Source organism: Mesobacillus maritimus, assembly GCF_044803185.1.
In the GTDB taxonomy this organism is placed as follows: Bacteria; Bacillota; Bacilli; order Bacillales; family Cytobacillaceae; genus Mesobacillus_B; species Mesobacillus_B maritimus_B.
Genome location: NZ_CP085225.1, coordinates 4923609 through 4941143 on the forward strand (window position 1 = coordinate 4923609; position 17535 = coordinate 4941143).

The following is a 17535-nucleotide window of genomic DNA, read 5'->3' on the forward strand; positions in this document are numbered from 1 at the left end:
TATTGGTAGAACTGCGTTCGTAGGTTAACGACGCTATGAAAAAAAAGGAAACAAAAACCTACTTTACCGATTCCCCTTCCCCAATGATAATAGATTCAAAGAGAGAAAATTTTATTGTGTTTTTATAATAGATAAATAGAAGAGGGGTCAATGGATGAGGAGTTTAAAAAGGGGCTTTTTACTTTGTTTGGTTATGATGTTGCTTTTACCGGTCCTATCAAACATACCGGTTCAAGCATCTGGGGAGCCAGTATTACAGATAGCATTAAAAAACTATCTTGGGAACGTGAAGGAAATTACTTTATATCCCGAAGTAGACTACTCTACTAATTTAGGAGAAACAAAGCTTGTGGCGAATCAAACGTACAAGCTCATCATTAAGAACGGAAGCATTGTTCTTCTACATGGGACAAAGGAGTTAGGGAACTCGACGACGCTTGAGGTGAAACCGCTACAAGGAAATGGGCCAATCTCGATTAATACTCGCCCATATCTAGGCACGTTCAAGTTTGTCATCGACTCTGGAAATCTTCGACCTATTAACTCTATTGGACTAGAAGATTATTTAAAGGGTGTTGTGCCTGCAGAAATGCCAGCATTATGGCAAATGGAAGCTTTAAAGGCTCAGGCGGTGACCGCGCGAACGTATGCAATGGGTTATCCTAACCGAGTGATTGATGATACTCAAGGTTATCAGGTTTACGGTGGATATACATGGCATACACGCTCAACTGAAGCTGTTCAAGCCACGCAAGGCCAAGTGATTACCTATGGTGGCAAAGCAATTGGAAGTGCTGCTTTATTTTCATCTAGCAATGGTGGGAAAACAGAGTCCAATGTAAATGCCTGGGGTACCTCCCCACTCCCGTACTTGGTCATTAAAGAGGATTCATATGATCCGAAAACAGCTTGGAGCTTTCCTGTAAAAAAACAACAGATTGATGTGGCGAAGCTTGATCTCGCAAAGGCCGATTTATGGTGGAACACTGTTAAAGAAGCAGATCAAACGGCTGTTATAAACAATATGAAACTATGGTTGAAAGCGAATGGCTATGCAGGAAAAGACATCAAGATTACTGCAGTCCCTACCCTTTCCTTGCATGCGCTAGGTTCTGGCGGAAGAGTGAGTAAAGGTAGCATCACGATTGAATTTTTAGTAAAGGAACAAGGGAAAGCAACCTTAAATCGTCTTGAGATTATCGATGGCTCAGCATCAAGAGTTCGTTCAATCGTTGGAACAACATTGATGAAGAGCTATCTAGTTAACAAGGTGGATTCAGCTGGGGATACAATCCAAGTTTCTGGTGCTGGATTTGGACATGGAATCGGCTTAAGCCAATACGGTGCAAAAAAGGCCGGAGAATTGGGCAAAACGTATAGGGAAATTATCGGATTTTATTTTGATAAAACAAGTGTAACGACAGTCTATCAAGTTGCTCCTATAAAAGTTGAAGTTACACCTGACCCGGCACCTGTTGTGCCTGCACCTACTCCGGTTGAAGAAACACCAACTCCAGTTGATTCGGTACCGGTAGAAGTGACTCCAGTGGTTGAGTCAGTCCATGTACCAGAGAAAACAGAGGATACGCAAGCGCCGATTATCGGGAGTGTGAACACTTCATTTGACTCAAAGACCAATCAGGTGAAGCTGAATTTCTCAACTAACGAGGCATCGAAGGTAACGGTTTATGTAAAAGATTCAAAAGGAACTATTCTGAGCTATCTGTTGAAAGATACTCAAAAGCCTGCTGGGGCTCAATCCGTCACATGGGATGTTTCCAAATTGAATGATGGAAGTTACAGCTTTGGTGTGATTGCGATTGATAGTAGCAATAATCGAGGTTCAGCATTGGTTCCTTATACTTTGAGTAAACCAAAGGCGGCTGTTGCTAAACCAGTAGCAAAGGATACTAAGGCTCCAACTATCAAAACCATTAAAACATCCTTTGACTCTAAAAAGAACCAAGTAAAGCTGAGTTTTACTACAAACGAAAAAGCGAAGGTTACGGTACTTGTAAAAGACGCTAAAGGAAAAGTAGTGGGGACTCTTTTAAAAGACGTGCAGAAGTCTCAAGGTACTCAGTCTGTAGTCTGGAATGTGAGCAAAGTGAATAACGGAAAGTATTCTTTTGTCATTACAGCAGTGGATGGTAGCAAGAATAAAGGATCTGCTTCTAGTACGTATACATTGAATAAACCGAAGCCTGCTCCTAAAAAAATGACAGGGAAAGTGAAAGCGACCACTTTAAATGTCCGTGCATCTGCATCCACAAAGGCAAAGATTATTGGAACAGTCAAAAAGAATCAAACCGTGACGGTCCTACAAAAGACCGGTTCCTGGTATAAGATTCAATATGGCAAGAAGACTGGATTTGTGGCGGCACAGTATTTGACGAATGTTAAGTAATTTTGGAACCGGCGTCTGGGTACGCTGGTTTTTTTATTCATGGAAAGGGGACATTTTTATAGAAACATAAACAATACTGCTTGTTCATATACTTTTTAACATACATCTCAGGTTAGGGGGAGCTAGAATGCGAAGACGACGAGTCCCTCCCATTGTTATTCCCGCAATCGTCCTTTTAGTAATTGTTTTACTTCTCTTCGGAATAGGATCTTGGTTGTTTTCGAGTAACTGGGGCGTCCAAGATGTGGTGGAAGACTTTTATGCATATGAAGCAGACGGGGATTTTTCCGGATCATGGGAATTGTTACATCCTTATATGCACGAGCGATTTTCGAAGACTTCCTACATGCAGGACCGCACACATGTCTTCATTGGCCATTTCGGGGCTGAAACCTTTACATACACAATTGGAGAGGCCGAAGAAGTCGAGGGGTGGAAAATGGAAGAAGGACGAGAACCGTTCGAAATAGCTTACAAATATCTCGTAACCCTACATTATCAAGGGAAATATGGAAAGTTTAATTTTCAGCAAGAAGTGTATGTCGTAGAACACGAAGATGAGTGGAAAATTGTATGGGATTACAATGAGTAAAGAACAAAAGCGCAGAAAAAAGTGCCTGACCCCCAGCGCGTTAAAGCGTCACAGGGGCAGGCACTTTTATTATGATTGTTAATCAAACGTTTGATTAATAACGTTTTTTTATTGAACTATTCTTTCTGAAGCTATTGGGCTGTTTCCTTTTTTCATAATAATTCGCTTGGAGGCAGAGATAAGGAGAACAAGTACAATGGAGCAGAGCACGGCCGCACCGATCATCGTTCCTCCATTCACAATCAAGGAATACATAAACGCTGATGTGCCTTCCGGTGCATAGTCTCCCCAGTAGATTACGCCGGCAACAAAATGCCAGAAATATCTTGCAAGGCTACCAACAAAAACGGCTAGAACCACCCAAGTTGCTACAGACAGCTTACTTCCCTGCTGCAAGGCCTTTTGAATAACGGTATGAAAAAGACCAGCAAAGCCGACGAAAGCAAAGGCGATAAAGTACTCAATTAAAAATTGATCTAATGATAAAAAGTAAATATCCCCTGTTACTACCTGCAATAATCCCCATAGAAAGCCGGAAATGAAACTAACCCTAAATCCCCAGCGGAACGCAAGGATGAAAATGGGTACCATCGCAAACGAAATCGAAACGGCTGGTGTAACGTGAATTGCTGGCAATAAATCCAATACCATCGCAATGGCCGCGAAAAAGGCTGCCTCAATCAACGCGACTAACTTAATTTTTTTCATAAAAAATACTCCCCCTGTTTTGGACTAAGCAAACCTCAAGGGGAGTACATTCTTCTGCTATAAAACAACGAATGAACTCATAATAATTCCACATCCCTGCGCTAGCATTAACTAACAGGTTCAAAGGGTCTAAACAGTTTCTAGAACTGTTTACTCTCAGCGTAAAGCTCCCCTTGTGGTTTTGCTCGTATTCGATTTAATTTCTTTCATCATTTTATCCTAATCATTCCTACTAGGCAACAGTGAATTACTGTTTTACACTTTACCCTATTATCGTTGCGGGGGTCAGGCCCCAACTAAAATAATTTTACATCGTAGGCTTCTAATATGCTTCTTGGAACAAAGAATCTTGCGGTCATTAATGGGTCTACGATTTGCGAGACTTGTACCTGCCCTGCTGCGCTAAAAAGCATGGTTAGCTCTGCTATTGTGAGGTCCGTATGCGGAAGCAAGGTATCAACGAAAATTTCAACCGCTGCTTTTGCTGCTTCATCAAGCGTTTCTTTTGAGACAATGACCGCTATCCCCTCGTCGTTTTCCACGAATGGATAGGGAATGCTCTTCTCTTTAATCACTTCGAGAGTGACGGTCACTTTACCAGGGATTTCAATCCCAGAGACACCGATTTCCCCATCCCCCATTGCTGCATGCAGGTCGCCAAGACCGAATAAAGCTCCTTCTTGGAAAACTGGGAAGTACAGGGTAGCACCTGTTGTAATCAAGGTTGTATCCATGTTTCCGCCATGTGCTCCTGGGGTTCCATTATTAACGGGAGCATCTTCTGGTGCCACTCCGATAACGCCGATCATTGGGTTTAGTGGCAATTGAATACGCTCGTTAAATACAGCTTTTCCATCGACAATAGGAATCATTTTTACAGTGAATTTCTCGATACGGTGCCCCATAACCCCCAAACCAGGCCCTGTTGATAGCAGTCCTTGGTCTGCCAATTCGATGTAATCAATTTTCACTTTTAAAATATCTCCTGGCTGCGCATCTTCGATAAAAATTGGACCTGTTGCGGGATTGATTTGGTTCCAGTCTACGGTATTAAATGGTGTATCTTGTGATTGTATTTGGTTTTGAAAACAATCAAATGTCTCGATGACAACCGTTGATCCGGACGGAACTTTCAGGGCCGCTTGATTATTTTTACTAAACGCATAGAAAAACTTCTCGGTGGTTACTACATTCCCCATACACAACACCCACTTTTAAAAGAATATGAAATTTATTACAGTTTATCATATTTCACTGAGTTTGCTTTATTTGGAGGGGTTTTCTGGTAGAATGGGGGAAGGTTTTTAAAAGGAGTTTGTGCATGTTTTCATTAATTGAATTTAAAGGCAAGAAACTTGTGATAGCATTCAGCTATTTTTTGTTTCTTCTATACATTGGAATTGCTTCCATTCTATTGTTTTTTAGCTCTTATCGACAGGCAGTGAGGTTCGGCAAGAACGCATCTTTTACCGAATATAACCTGGTCCCTTTCCACACGATTATGAACTATATCAACGCAACTGGATACATCAATACGAGCATTGTCATTACCAATCTAGCTGGGAATATCCTAGCTTTTATGCCGCTTGGATTTTTTCTACCATTGTTATTTAAAAGATACTTGAAGTTCAGAAAAACGATTTTGGTTGTGATTGCTTCTACCTTTACGGTTGAGTGTTTGCAGTATATTTTCCGGGTTGGAAGCTTTGATGTGGATGATCTAATTTTGAACACGGTTGGTGGGGGTTTAGGGTTTGTCATTTTTAAGGTGATATCACTATTATTACAGGTTAATCCTCTCGCAAAGAAAAACAACTAGCAAAAGGACAAAACAGATGTAACTGCTACTGAACAGACAACCTCTCATTCAATTGGGAGGCTTCTATAATGTTTTCAATATCAATTTTTTTTTGACCATTGAGGTCCGCAATGGTTCTTGCAAGACGAATAACCTTTACTTCCCTCCGGTTACTCCATTGATTTCTAAGTGAAAAATCCTTAATAAATTGTCGCATATTATCAGCTAAAGGGCTTGTTCTAAGTAATATTTCGTATGGTACTCTACTATTACAAATTTCAATTCCATAACGATTCCATTGCATTTCCCTTGCCATTACAACTCTCTTTCGAACAGTTTCGGATGTCTCCCTTACCTCATTAATTTTAGCTGTCATATTTATTGAATGTAAGGCAAGGTGGATGTCAAATCTATCTTGAATTGGGCCAGAAATACGGTTTTGGTAAGCATTTATCTGTTTCGGCGTGCATGTGCAATAATGAGAAGTTGAGCCATGATGCCCACATGGACAAGTATTGGTTGCACCTATTAATGTAAATAAGGCAGGATAGGTAATGGTTGATTTAACACGACTGATGGTTACTGTACCTGTTTCCAAAGGTTGCCTTAACATTTCTAGCGTTTTCTTAGGAAACTCTGCTAACTCATCTAAAAACAAAACTCCATGATGGGATAAGGAAATCTCACCTGGTCTTGGGTTTTGCCCCCCACCCACAATGGAAATTCCTGAGGCAGTATGATGTGGATTCCGATATGGTGGGTACATTGAATTCACGTAAGGCATTCCATTCAACTGATAAATACTAAGAACCTCTAACCAATTCTCTTTTGTTAACGGTGGGAAAATGGAAGGAAAACTTTCAGCTAACATGCTCTTACCGCACCCTGGAGGACCAGACAAAAGGAGATGGTGACCTCCCGCTGCTGCAATTTCGAGTGCATGTTTTGCATCCTGATGACCAATAATTTCATGAAAATCAGAGAAATTATTTTGTTGTTCCTCTATTGAATTCATTAGAGGATATATTGTAGGGATCGACTCACCCGATAGGTGTTTAATAACATCCAATAAAGAAGATACATAAATAAGTTGGAGATCCTTAATATCAATACTTGGGATATTTTCATCATATGGAAGATAAAGCTTTCTCAGTCCTAACTTTCTGGCTGCTAGGACCGCAGGCAACATACCACCAACTGGTTCGACGCCCCCATCGAGGGATAATGCTCCAAGAAAGCCAGTATCATCAGATATATCTACAAGGATATCCTGCATACTTATCAATATGCCAATGGCAATAGGTAAATCGAATAACGGTCCGTTCTTCTTTTGTTCAGGAGGGGATAAATTAATAATGACTTTTTTATGAAAGAGACGGTAACCTAATGAATGGAAAGCGGCAGTTATTCTTTCTTTGGATTCTTTCACAGATGCATCAGGTAATCCTACGATGGTAATGGTGTTTATTCCTTCCATTGCCTGGACTTCGACCTTAACACGATATCCCTCTAACCCTTTTAAACCAACGCTCATTATCTTGGTACCCAAATCAACTCGTCCTCCTTTGTTTCATTTTCAACATACAAACGGTATTGTTCATGAACAGGATTTTTAAAATAGGAATAAGTTCTTGTTGGATCAATATGAGGATTCTTCTTGTTGTGTATATAGGACGAGTAGCTGCTCCAGGGGTATTCAGCCATATTTATAATCATATTGGCCTCAAGAGGGTTTCTGTGGATATACCGACTTACAGTTAAAAAGTAATGAATAGATTCAATAACCTTCGAGCCATAGCGACCTTGAAAAACATGGCCGTCAAAATCATACTTATGGTTAAAATAGATAGCATAACGGGCATGAATCTCTTTCATGATGTGAGAAATTGGTGATGTGATGGTTTCAATTTGAAGATGAAGGTGATTCGTCATAAAACAATAGGAGTGTAGTATAAATGGGTATTTACTGCGGACGCTCTCGAGGGTCTTTAAGTAGTAATGGTAATCGGAATCTTCATAAAAAATTGCCCCACGACGGTTCCCTCGTGCATGGATGTGATAGGTTGCTCCAGGGTAACAAATCCTGTATTTACGCGACAATAATATCCCTCCACTTAAAATAAGAATGATGTTCATGCCAATTCTAGTTCTTTCACCCAATTCCGTCAACAATTTATAGAAAAAAAAAGCCTGACCCCTTCAACGCATTAACGCATCGGGGGTCAGGCCCCAAAAGAGATTATTCTCCTTTAATTTCAAGCAACTTCTGTCTCAGTTCGTTTTCCATGTTGGCTAGTTCGTGCTCGGCTTGGCGGCGTTTGTTGCGGCCTTCTTGTTGGATGCGCATGGTTTCTTCTAGTGTGGTAATTAGGTTTTCTTGTGTTTTCTTTAGGGTTTCGATGTCTACTAGGCCGCGTTCATTTTCTTTGGCCGTCTCAATCGTATTGCTTTTGAGCATTTCAGCGTTCTTTAGCAACAGCTCATTGGTTGTTTTCGAAACTTGCTTCTGAGCCTCAACGGCATGTCGCTGCCGAATTAGAGTTAACGCAATCGCCACTTGGTTTTTCCATAAAGGAATCGCGGTCATAATCGATGATTGAATTTTTTCAACAAGCGCTTGGTTGGTGTTTTGAATCAAGCGAATTTGCGGCGCACTTTGAATGGTGATCTCGCGGCTTAATTTTAAATCATGAAGTCGTTTGTCTAGGCGGTCAGCAAACTGAATCATGTCATTCACTTCTTGGAACTTCATTTGGTCATTTGTTGCCTGCGCAGCACGTTTCAAATCTGGAATGGTTTTATTATTCAATTCCTCTAGCTTTATTTCGCCGGCCGCAATATAAATATTTAAGGCATTGAAGTATTCTTTATTGTTTTCATAGAGCTTTTCTAGCATACCGATGTCTGATAAAAGTACGTTTTTGCTACGGTCTAGTTTTACGCTAATCCGGTCAATTTGGGCGCTAGTTTTCTGGTATTTCGAAAGGACTTCTTGAACCGATTTTGAGATCTTTCCGAATACCCTTCCGAAGAAAGATGTTTTCTCCTGTTTTAAATCATCCGGTGTGACTTCTTGGAGACGTTTCATCAAGTCATTAATGATGTCGCCGACTTCCCCGACATCCTGCTTTTGCACATGCTCTAGCATTGTATGCGAGAACGTTAACAGCTTTCCTTGCGCTTGAGTCCCATAAGAAATCATCGCTTGGTGGTTTTTCGGGTCAATTTGTTCCGCAAGTTGGATGGCCTTTGCCTTGTTTTCTTCGGGAATCACATCAATCAGGCGAACCGGCCTTGCATCCTCTGATTGTTTCGCAGGCTGTGGTTGTAGCTGTAGCTCCGGACTATTATCCCCAAACGGATTCGCAAGAAGATCATCCATGACGTAATCGGTTTTTTTTAATAGATCTGGATTCTTTTCACTCATTCTTTAAACCTCCTATCATTGTCCTTATATCTAGTTTCACGGCTTACTGGGACCTTTATTTCTTCTTTTTCATCGATTTTTGTATTGATAAAATATCTTGGACCAGAGGATTCTGTTTTTTCGGATTCTGAATCAGACTTCCCCTCTAATTTGGGATTCCGATCCTCAGGAGACACCGCTTGTTCCGACTTTAACATATTGCCCGCTAGCTCCTCTTTTGAACCTTTCCCAGTGTTGATGGAATATTTGGCAACATCAATTTCAAAGTTGAGATTGTCAATATCATTTTCTAACACATGGTAAAGATCCTTTTCGACTAGTTTGCTCATCTCTGATAAAGTAGCACGAGTTTCAGCCAAAGACCATTCAATTTCACGGTTTCTCTTTGGTTGGGTAGAAAGGAATGCGTACTTTTCAGTCAGTTCAAGCACTGAATCCAAATGTGAAAAATAAAAGCGCTCTGCTTGGTAAAATCGTTTTGGTTCTCGTTTTGTCATATTGTAGATTTTTCGAATGACGCGAAGGAGTTCGACTCTTTCTTTTAAAGAAGGAAGATGCCTGATGGAAAATAGTGATTTATGCAAACGTGAAATTTTTTGCTTTGCTTCATCAAGGTTTTTCTTTATATAACGGTATTCTTTCCGGGTGAGTCCATTTTTCTTGAGAAATTGGGAACCTGTATATAGAGAGGCTATCCCAAAAATAAGCGCGCCACCTACCAAAGAAATTCCTGAAGAAACCCAAAATGTATTGTTTAAACTAAAAAAGCTTATAATCCAAATCATGATTGCAGACGGTATGGTAACCGCGGATCGAACCAGAAAAGAAAGAAAGGGATTCATGAGTATCTACTCCTTACATATGTTCCTTTGTATTCATACGAATGATAAAGGGGTATTGTTTCGTTTATAGAGGTTTTTTTAAAAAAGGCCTTACCCTTAAATTCAACAATACACCATAATTCCCCTCTTTTCCACCGGCTAAAACGGTACGCTACTCTCAGTCTTAAGACCGAGATGAACCCTGGTGATCATCAATTTTAGTTTGGTACTATTTTCCTGTTTTTGCTTGTTTTTAGAAAATTCATTGTATTAAAAGGAATATCTGCCTATTATTAATATAAGTACGTCAACCGGGACTGGCTTAATGAAGTGCTGAAATACTTGTTTCCTAACACTAATACATCAATAGGTAAAACACAGTCTAGAATGATCTTAGTGATTCGTTCCCCACCTCAATATGTCAAGGAGGCGATTTACAGTGAAAATGGTTCAAAAAGCTAAAGATGTGAATGTTACTAGGATTGTCATCAATTCGATTATAATTGTTTCATCTATCATGATCGTGACAAGAGGATACAAAATATGGGATATTGCCCTATAGACGTTGAAACTGGAGAAGTTAGAAATAACTTCTCCTTACTAATCTTATAGCGAGTGATTCTGATGCATTTAAAGAAAAACTATTTAAATCTATATATTCTTTCTATTTCGATACTAGGAACCGTAGCCTTTATTTGGTCATTTTCCCTAGTAAGTTATTCCAGGCCCACTTGGCTCATGATTCTTGCCTTAACCACTGCAGTAACTCTGCTCAACCATTTCCACATACAACTTCCTCCGAAGGGGAACACGCTCTCGATGGATTCTGCTATATTTTTAGCAAGCCTTTTTTTATTTGGTCTTAACATCACTTTATTGGTCTTATTTTTTAATTCAATTATTATCGCCTTTTCGCAGAAAGATAGTGCCTGGTGGAAACATGTGCTTAATTTTTCTAATTATACTTTAATGATTGTGCTGGCGTATTATAGTTTTATTTTTACAGGCGGCGAGATTGGGAGTGGTTCCCTCACCACTCTTTCCCCCTATATTGTTTCTTTGACTACTTATTTGCTAACCAATATCTTGTTGGTCGCTGTTTTTTTCCTATTATCAGAATCTAATCGGATTGTACCGATATTAAAAGGCATGTTTAAAGACACGATTACTACTTATGTTTGTACTTTATTTTTATCAATGATTCTCGTTATTCTTATTCATGCACAGAGCTTTTTCGGTTTATTTCTGTTTAGTTGTATCACTCTCCTGTTAGCACAAACGTTTAGACAAAATTTCAAATTGTACAAGGCTGTTTCACACAAAGCGAATATCGATGAGCTGACTGGATTGAATAATCATGGATATTTTAAAGAGCTTTTAGAAATAGAACTCCTCGTTGCCAAGGATACCGAAGCAGCTTTATGCATCGCCATCCTTGATATTGATGATTTTAAAAAATATAATGATTTGCATGGCCATATTCAAGGGGATGTATTACTGAACGAGTTTGGAGCCTTGTTGAAAACGGAGTGTGAAAAGAAAAAGTTTAGTGTAGCTAGGTATGGAGGAGAAGAATTTTCCATCATCATGCCAAATACTCTTTTAGAGGATGCATTCGATTTCATCGATGATCTTCGAAGATTAACCAATGATACGCCGCTTGATGGAGTAGAAGTATTGCCATACGGGTGTTTATCCTTTTCAGCTGGAATTGCCGAATGGGAGAAAAAAATGTATAACAGTGCAGAGTTATTAAATAAAGCGGATCAGGCCTTATATAAAGCAAAAAATCTGGGAAAGAACCATGTTCGATACTACAATCAGCATTCGGAATATCCCACCATTCAACAGTCCACCGCCACCTAATACGGAATCGGAAAGCCATTCAATTTTATACAAAGTTATTTCATTGAAATGGGCGAAATGAATGATAGTATTAGAGAGAGTTTAAAAAATATTGGCTGACTGATACTATTATGCGGTTAGCAAACATTGTAGGGAGTGTACATAAGTTGAGCTGGACAGGAAATAAATCCACTACACAAAAAATCAATCGCTATGAAATCGTTGTAGACAATGTGTCTCTTCCAAATGGAGAAGAAAAGACTTTCTCTTATCTCCAAGGTACAAATGGCGTCTGTATTCTGCCTATTACTGATGATCACCACATTCTGTGCTTGAAGCAATATCGCCATCCTTTTACCGGCATGCAATGGGAGCTTCCTACGGGGGCTATTGTGGAAAATGATGCTTCCCCACTCGATGCCGCAAAGCGTAAACTCGAAGAGGAAACTGGCTATCTTGCTGAGCACTGGTTAGATTTAGGGAGCTTTTACCCTTCACCTGGATCGACAAGTGAGGAAATCTTCTTATTTGCAGCTGCTGGATTACGTGCTTCTGATCAACATGCAGAAACCAGCGAGCCAGTAGAGCTTGAAAAAGTTAGCATGGAGACGCTAAAAACTTTAATCACAGATGGAGAGTTTAACCACGGAGCTGGTCTAGCCACGGTGTTGAGGTATAAGTTTAAAACAGATTAATCGAAAAGCGGAAGCGCTAGAGCTCAAAGTGCAGACTCTATAACTTACTAACACAAAAAGCCTCTAAAAGTCGTACCCGACTCTTAGAGGCTTTTTTCTTTTAAATATCTACCGACTTCGAATACTGGTCAATCTTTGTTTGCATAAATTTTAACAGTTCGTCTCGTAGGTCTGGTCTTTGTAACGCAAACTCAATCGTTGTTTCGATAAATCCTTGCTTTTCCCCTACGTCGTAGCGGTTGCCTTCAAATTCATAGGCAAATACACGTTGAATTTTATTCAGCTTTTGAATCGCGTCGGTTAATTGAATCTCATTTCCAGCCCCAAGTTCCTGCTTCTCTAAAAACATAAAAATCTCTGGATTTAATATGTATCTTCCAATAATCGCTAAGTTAGACGGAGCTGTACCTGGTGCAGGCTTTTCAATAAAATTGTTTACCTGAAAGGTGCGACCTTCTGATTCAAGTGGGTCAATGATTCCGTAGCGGTGTGTTTCTGAATCCGGTACCCTCTTTACCCCAATGACTGAGGAAAAACGTTGATTATATTCCTCCATCAGTTGAGCAAGGCATGGCTTTTCAGCCTGAACAATATCGTCCCCTAATAAAACAGCGAAAGGCTCTTCACCGATGAACTTACGTGCACATAGGATGGCATGTCCTAACCCCTTCGGCTCTTTTTGGCGAATATAATGAATATCAATCATATTAGAGATGCTTTGTACCGTTTCGAGCAACTCATACTTTTGCTTTTCAACCAAATTGTTTTCAAGCTCAGTTGCATGGTCGAAATGGTCCTCAATCGAACGCTTGCCTTTACCTGTTACAATGATAATATCTTCAATTCCTGAGGCAACGGCTTCCTCGACGATATACTGGATTGTCGGCTTATCGACGATTGGCAGCATTTCTTTCGGCATTGCCTTAGTTGCCGGCAGGAATCTTGTCCCCAATCCAGCAGCAGGAATAATCGCTTTTCTAACCTTATTCATTTTCACTTCTCCTTTGCATAAAGTCTATACTGTAAGTACGTATATCCCGACATTATTGTAGCAAAGATCATATGGAAAAAGATAGCTTCCCTGTGAACAATCAATAGAAATAGTAAGATTTTAGGAAAAGGAAAAGGAGGTTTATATGGGAATCTTTGATATTTTTCGTACAAAATGTGTAATTTGTAAGTGCAAGATAAAACCTTTAAGAACTTATATAGATGATGGAAACAGGGAAATAAAAGTCTGTGTACCTTGCTCAGAATATGCTGAACGCCGAGCTTACAAAGTAAAAAAATAGCGTATTTAGACGGATTCGGTCTTATTAGTGCTAATGCTGTGGCCTAGTCCGTCCTCATCCATTCAAACTCTTCCTCACAGTTTTGACCATCTCAAGGATTTGAATCATTAAGAATGAGCAAACCACCCCAATAACAACTCCAATTCCATCAATCCAAACATCAAAGAGCCTCCCTCCCCTATTAAAAAACAACTGAACGAATTCAGTAAGGAAACCAAAAAGGAAACTGATAAAAAATGCATTCCAGATGGAATGATAGGCTATGACAAACAGAACTGAAAGAAGAAAGAATACAAGAATATGTCCAACTTTTCGAATCACAAACTCCTCTGTTAAGGCTGGCATTGGGTCTATAAACTCACTCATATCTGGTTCTGACTGCCATTCAAAAAGGTTCGAATAATGAGTTACATTCCCCCTTGGAATCGAAACCGAGGTCATCAGTAATATAGCCCCCATCCATATAAAAAGCAGCATTTTCTTTCCCATAGTCCGTTCACCTTCCTTTATCCGCCAGTATGAACGATTTATTAAAAGGATAATCGCGTATATGCCTTTTGTCGTATTTTGTTGAAATAAATAATTCTAAATTTTCTATTAATATGGTAAAATATAGGGAATCTATACTAGGAGGATACAATCATGCCTCTCATTCATATGAAAGAAATTTTCACTCCACTGAAATTTATTGGAATCAAACTCTTTCTTTCCAAGGAAGGACAGGTCTTTATTAAGCTTGGGAAAAAGCCTCGTAAACGAATTTTTGGTGGAAATAAAAATTTAACAGGGTGAACGGTCAAATGTCTTTATAATGACAAACATTTACTTTCGTAAAAAGATACATAACCTTTTTGAAAGGATCCCCTCTAGGATCCTTCTTTATTTTAATGTTAGAGGTACACACTTAATCTAAAAATTCGGTAGTCGTTTGGCAATTCTCCTAAACTATAAAATTTATAGGAGTTTTGGCCTCTAAATCAATGTAATGCAAAAGTCCCAAAATGTTCATTTCTATAAACAGGAAAATTATATCAGTTGGTGAATTTAACCTACTAGTGTTTAAAATAAAGGAGGAATAAGGATGCCCAGCCAGCAAAGTATCATGATTCGCCAAATGTTGAAAGCAAGTATGGCAGCTCAAAAACCAAATTCATCTATTGAAGAAGTAAGAAAGGGATTAGAAATGCTAGCTGCATTTAATCCCCTAGCTCCAGATATTAAGGTAGAAAAACTTACAGTTGAGGGGATGCCTGCCGAGTGGGTCAGTGCACCGAATGCAGTGAGTAACCGCGTTTTCCTTTATTTACATGGTGGAGCCTACATAATGGGAAGCTGCAACACCCACCGAGACTTAGCGTCAAAAATTTCCCGCTCATCAGGATGTCGTGTGTTGGTGGTTGAATATCGCCTTGCGCCTGAAAACCAATATCCAGCTGCCGTGGAAGATGCACTAGCAGCCTATCGTTGGCTACTCTCCTCTGGTGTTTCTCCTGAACAATTAGTTGTCGGTGGAGATTCAGCTGGTGGTGGACTCACCCTTGCCTTGCTTTTATCATTAAAAGAAGCTGGCGAAGCTTTGCCATCCGCAGCTGTTCTGCTTTCTCCTTGGACAGATATTGAAGGAACCGGAGCTTCAATGGAAACCCGTGCTGAAGTTGATCCTTGGTTAAACCCAGAACAATCGCGACAGGCACCACTTTTATATATCGGTAACCTAGATCGCCGCCATCCACATGTATCCCCCATTTTTGGAGATTTACAAGGTCTTCCACCAATGCTTGTTCACGTTGGCAATGATGAGATTCTACTAGACGATTCTGTTCGCTTAGTGGACCGTGCACGTGAAGCAGGTGTCGATGTCACCTTTAAAATTTGGGAAGACATGTGGCATGTGTTCCAGCAGTTTAATCTGCCAGAGGCTGCTCAGGCTATTGAAGAGATTGGACAATTCGTTAAGCTACAGCTTGAACAGTCAAGCACTAGTACGGTGGAATAATGAACAAGAGTCCGCTCATGGAGTACGTAAGGTGCCGAAGGAGCTGACTCTTTTTTGTTTCCTATTCCGGCTAAATTTGAATAGATCCTCCTATTTTCGTCGAAGCTAGCAAGTAGTTTTTAATCTCTTACTATAGATGGATTTTAGGAGCGGAAGTCATGCTAAATATATCCAAGTTTATTGATTCAATCCGTTCTCAATCGAAGCAGGCTACCCCTAAGTATCCTTATAACGCGCAAGGATATTATGTGGTTGATAATAAGTTTGAACAGAACCGCCCCAATTCGAGAGTTACGGTCATTACACCCGTTTATAATGCAGAAAAATTTCTAAGGAAGACCATTGATTCTGTTATCAATCAGTCTCTTGGAATGGAGTCAATTGAATATATCTTGGTTGATGACCACTCAACTGATTCAACGAGGGATATCTTACTAGAGTACTCTTCGAAATTTGAGAACATCATTGCTATTTTTATGAAGAATAATTCAGGGACACCAGGCCGTCCCCGCAACATCGGCATGGAACACGCTACGTCTCCCTATATTACCTTTTTAGATGCTGACGATTGGCTAGAGCCCCACGGTCTCGAGGTCCTCCACCGAATCCTTGAAGAGACTGGGGATGATTATGTCGTTGGGAAAACAATAAAGGTAGAAAGAAAAAAAACGAGTACAATTGGAGAACATGAGTCTTGCAAAGAGCGAAGAAGCGTCTCTCCCTTTTCAATTCCTCATATCTTTAATCATTTGGGACCAAGAGCTAGGATGTTTCGAACTACTATTGTTCGAGAAAATCACATACAATTTCCGGAAATGAAATTTGCAGAGGATAAGCAGTTTTTTATTGATATCCTCATTCATAGCAAAAGTATATCTACAACAAAGGTACCGATTTACTACCTTAATCGTTTAGACAATAGCCAAACCAGGCTTACAAACCAAACAAATATTTTGCAAAAAACAGATTGTAATTTAAAAGTCATCCGTTATATTTTGGATAAGGATATTGATATCAATAAAAAGAAGCTGATTTTAAACCGATTATATGAGTTCGATTCAATTAATCGTTTCTTTATGACTCCTCATTATGAAAAGACGAAGCTAAAACGCTTGTATTATACGAAATTCAATAAAGTGATCAAAACGACGCAGAGTCTTGAATACGAAATTGCGGATGAATTCATGATCCCAACAAACAAGGTAAAGTATGATCTGCTTCGCACTAAAAAATACCGAGATTTAGAAAAGCTCGTTATATGGGAGAAGAACGAAAAGGTCAAAGAGGTTTACATACGAGATCAGCTCCCTTATAACGTTGCTCCCATAACGAATGAAAACAATAAATATATTCGAATTCCAATGTACGCCACCTTGTTAGATGATTCATTTAACATGGATATGTATTCTTTGAAATTCAAGGTGTACGGTGACCATCTAGACAACATAACCGATATCCTATTCCAAAAGTGGAACGATGCACATGTAGAGTTTACAGTACCCGTAAACGTTGATTCAGATGGGAATGGCTTGTTAAAGGTAAGCCTTGAACAATTGTCTAAGTTTCCGGCTTCTAGCTACTCCGTATTTCTAAGGTATAACGACTATATGAAAACGAATATTAGAAAAACCGATCAAACACCTTTGATTCATCAGTATAATGATTTGGAATTTAGTCTCATTCAGACGTCTTTTTCGAATATTGCTTTGAAAATTTCAACTAAAAAAAGCACCTATCTTTAAGCGTTTTTTACCGCTGGGAAGTAGGTGTTTTTTTGATAATTAGGTCTATCATTCCACCATAAAATTTTCAACAATAATATGATAGACCCCCTTTGGAAATTGTCGGAATATGTCATAATTCCGAATGTTATCCAGAAGTAGTGCAGAACACATATAGAAATGATAATATCTTCTTAGGAATTTTTTACTTTTTATGAAAACGTTTACATTAT

General features: G+C 39.4%; 17 protein-coding genes and 1 riboswitch. Of the genes, 9 read left to right on the forward strand and 8 right to left on the reverse strand.

The genetic code is table 11. From position 1 onward, the window contains the following. Positions 1-154: 154 nt before the first annotated feature. Positions 155-2407, forward strand: coding sequence for a SpoIID/LytB domain-containing protein (locus LG336_RS23845; RefSeq protein ID WP_404329963.1), 2253 nt, complete (start codon positions 155-157; stop codon positions 2405-2407). Positions 2408-2534: 127 nt separating this feature from the next. Continuing rightward, the gene (locus tag LG336_RS23850) at positions 2535-2999 is read left to right on the forward strand and encodes a hypothetical protein (RefSeq protein WP_404329964.1); all 465 of its coding nucleotides are present in this window, start codon (positions 2535-2537) and stop codon (positions 2997-2999) included. A 108-nt stretch (positions 3000-3107) separates the two neighbouring features. Here the strand turns inward: LG336_RS23850 and thiT are convergent, their stop codons facing one another. Both thiT and LG336_RS23860 read right to left on the reverse strand, forming a co-directional pair. Beyond that, positions 3108-3707 carry an energy-coupled thiamine transporter ThiT gene (thiT, locus tag LG336_RS23855; RefSeq protein ID WP_404329965.1) on the reverse strand — a complete coding sequence of 200 codons (600 nt, stop codon included), beginning with the start codon at positions 3705-3707 and terminating at the stop codon, positions 3108-3110. 76 nt (positions 3708-3783) lie between these two features. Continuing rightward, positions 3784-3891: riboswitch (TPP riboswitch) on the reverse strand. Positions 3892-4003: 112 nt separating this feature from the next. Continuing rightward, the gene (locus tag LG336_RS23860; protein WP_404329966.1) at positions 4004-4906 is read right to left on the reverse strand and encodes an acetamidase/formamidase family protein; all 903 of its coding nucleotides are present in this window, start codon (positions 4904-4906) and stop codon (positions 4004-4006) included. Between the two features lie 122 nt (positions 4907-5028). Here LG336_RS23860 and LG336_RS23865 point away from each other — a divergent pair, with 122 nt between their 5' ends. Further along, positions 5029-5526 (forward strand): VanZ family protein, encoded by a 498-nt coding sequence (locus LG336_RS23865; RefSeq protein ID WP_404329967.1) that lies wholly within the window; start codon positions 5029-5031, stop codon positions 5524-5526. A gap of 25 nt (positions 5527-5551) precedes the next feature. Here LG336_RS23865 and LG336_RS23870 read toward each other — a convergent pair whose 3' ends face one another. From LG336_RS23870 to LG336_RS23885, 4 genes are all read right to left on the reverse strand, one after another. Continuing rightward, positions 5552-7054, reverse strand: coding sequence for a YifB family Mg chelatase-like AAA ATPase (locus LG336_RS23870; RefSeq protein ID WP_404329968.1), 1503 nt, complete (start codon positions 7052-7054; stop codon positions 5552-5554). Then, positions 7039-7605 carry a transposase gene (locus tag LG336_RS23875; RefSeq protein ID WP_404329969.1) on the reverse strand — a complete coding sequence of 189 codons (567 nt, stop codon included), beginning with the start codon at positions 7603-7605 and terminating at the stop codon, positions 7039-7041. The genes LG336_RS23870 and LG336_RS23875 overlap by 16 nt, the downstream gene beginning before the upstream one ends. Positions 7606-7744: 139 nt before the next feature. Continuing rightward, on the reverse strand, positions 7745-8932 hold the full coding sequence (locus LG336_RS23880) for a toxic anion resistance protein (protein WP_404329970.1): 1188 nt from the start codon (positions 8930-8932) through the stop codon (positions 7745-7747). Continuing rightward, complete coding sequence (locus tag LG336_RS23885; protein ID WP_404329971.1) at positions 8929-9774, reverse strand: 5-bromo-4-chloroindolyl phosphate hydrolysis family protein; 846 nt, start codon at positions 9772-9774, stop codon at positions 8929-8931. The genes LG336_RS23880 and LG336_RS23885 overlap by 4 nt, the downstream gene beginning before the upstream one ends. Positions 9775-10192: 418 nt before the next feature. On the opposite strand from LG336_RS23885, the gene LG336_RS23890 reads away from it, so the two are divergent. From LG336_RS23890 to LG336_RS23900, 3 genes are all read left to right on the forward strand, one after another. Continuing rightward, complete coding sequence (locus LG336_RS23890; RefSeq protein WP_404329972.1) at positions 10193-10315, forward strand: hypothetical protein; 123 nt, start codon at positions 10193-10195, stop codon at positions 10313-10315. Positions 10316-10572: 257 nt separating this feature from the next. Then, positions 10573-11619 (forward strand): GGDEF domain-containing protein, encoded by a 1047-nt coding sequence (locus tag LG336_RS23895; RefSeq protein WP_404329973.1) that lies wholly within the window; start codon positions 10573-10575, stop codon positions 11617-11619. 146 nt (positions 11620-11765) lie between these two features. Next, on the forward strand, positions 11766-12293 hold the full coding sequence (locus LG336_RS23900; protein ID WP_404329974.1) for an NUDIX domain-containing protein: 528 nt from the start codon (positions 11766-11768) through the stop codon (positions 12291-12293). Positions 12294-12393: 100 nt separating this feature from the next. Here the strand turns inward: LG336_RS23900 and galU are convergent, their stop codons facing one another. After that, on the reverse strand, positions 12394-13284 hold the full coding sequence (gene galU, locus LG336_RS23905; RefSeq protein ID WP_404329975.1) for a UTP--glucose-1-phosphate uridylyltransferase GalU: 891 nt from the start codon (positions 13282-13284) through the stop codon (positions 12394-12396). A gap of 355 nt (positions 13285-13639) precedes the next feature. Then, positions 13640-14074: a VanZ family protein gene (locus tag LG336_RS23910; RefSeq protein ID WP_404329976.1), complete on the reverse strand. Its 435-nt coding sequence runs from the start codon at positions 14072-14074 to the stop codon at positions 13640-13642. Positions 14075-14227: 153 nt separating this feature from the next. Here LG336_RS23910 and LG336_RS23915 point away from each other — a divergent pair, with 153 nt between their 5' ends. The 3 genes from LG336_RS23915 to LG336_RS23925 all read left to right on the forward strand — a co-directional run bounded on the left by LG336_RS23915 (position 14228) and on the right by LG336_RS23925 (position 17323). Then, positions 14228-14377: a hypothetical protein gene (locus LG336_RS23915; protein WP_404329977.1), complete on the forward strand. Its 150-nt coding sequence runs from the start codon at positions 14228-14230 to the stop codon at positions 14375-14377. Between the two features lie 289 nt (positions 14378-14666). Continuing rightward, complete coding sequence (locus LG336_RS23920) at positions 14667-15581, forward strand: alpha/beta hydrolase (RefSeq protein ID WP_404329978.1); 915 nt, start codon at positions 14667-14669, stop codon at positions 15579-15581. Positions 15582-15739: 158 nt separating this feature from the next. Further along, positions 15740-17323 carry a glycosyltransferase family 2 protein gene (locus tag LG336_RS23925; protein WP_404329979.1) on the forward strand — a complete coding sequence of 528 codons (1584 nt, stop codon included), beginning with the start codon at positions 15740-15742 and terminating at the stop codon, positions 17321-17323. Positions 17324-17535 lie beyond the last annotated feature (212 nt).

What these genes read in the sequence shown, in the direction of transcription:
- LG336_RS23915 (WP_404329977.1), top strand. Translation starts at nt 14,228, where the DNA reads ATGCCTCTCATTCATATGAAAGAAATTTTCACTCCACTGAAATTTATT.
- galU (WP_404329975.1), bottom strand. Translation starts at nt 13,284, where the DNA reads ATGAATAAGGTTAGAAAAGCGATTATTCCTGCTGCTGGATTGGGGACA.
- LG336_RS23860 (WP_404329966.1), bottom strand. Translation starts at nt 4,906, where the DNA reads ATGGGGAATGTAGTAACCACCGAGAAGTTTTTCTATGCGTTTAGTAAA.
- LG336_RS23910 (WP_404329976.1), bottom strand. Translation starts at nt 14,074, where the DNA reads ATGGGAAAGAAAATGCTGCTTTTTATATGGATGGGGGCTATATTACTG.
- LG336_RS23850 (WP_404329964.1), top strand. Translation starts at nt 2,535, where the DNA reads ATGCGAAGACGACGAGTCCCTCCCATTGTTATTCCCGCAATCGTCCTT.
- LG336_RS23920 (WP_404329978.1), top strand. Translation starts at nt 14,667, where the DNA reads ATGCCCAGCCAGCAAAGTATCATGATTCGCCAAATGTTGAAAGCAAGT.
- LG336_RS23895 (WP_404329973.1), top strand. Translation starts at nt 10,573, where the DNA reads ATGGATTCTGCTATATTTTTAGCAAGCCTTTTTTTATTTGGTCTTAAC.
- thiT (WP_404329965.1), bottom strand. Translation starts at nt 3,707, where the DNA reads ATGAAAAAAATTAAGTTAGTCGCGTTGATTGAGGCAGCCTTTTTCGCG.
- LG336_RS23865 (WP_404329967.1), top strand. Translation starts at nt 5,029, where the DNA reads ATGTTTTCATTAATTGAATTTAAAGGCAAGAAACTTGTGATAGCATTC.
- LG336_RS23885 (WP_404329971.1), bottom strand. Translation starts at nt 9,774, where the DNA reads ATGAATCCCTTTCTTTCTTTTCTGGTTCGATCCGCGGTTACCATACCG.
- LG336_RS23845 (WP_404329963.1), top strand. Translation starts at nt 155, where the DNA reads ATGAGGAGTTTAAAAAGGGGCTTTTTACTTTGTTTGGTTATGATGTTG.
- LG336_RS23880 (WP_404329970.1), bottom strand. Translation starts at nt 8,932, where the DNA reads ATGAGTGAAAAGAATCCAGATCTATTAAAAAAAACCGATTACGTCATG.
- LG336_RS23925 (WP_404329979.1), top strand. Translation starts at nt 15,740, where the DNA reads ATGCTAAATATATCCAAGTTTATTGATTCAATCCGTTCTCAATCGAAG.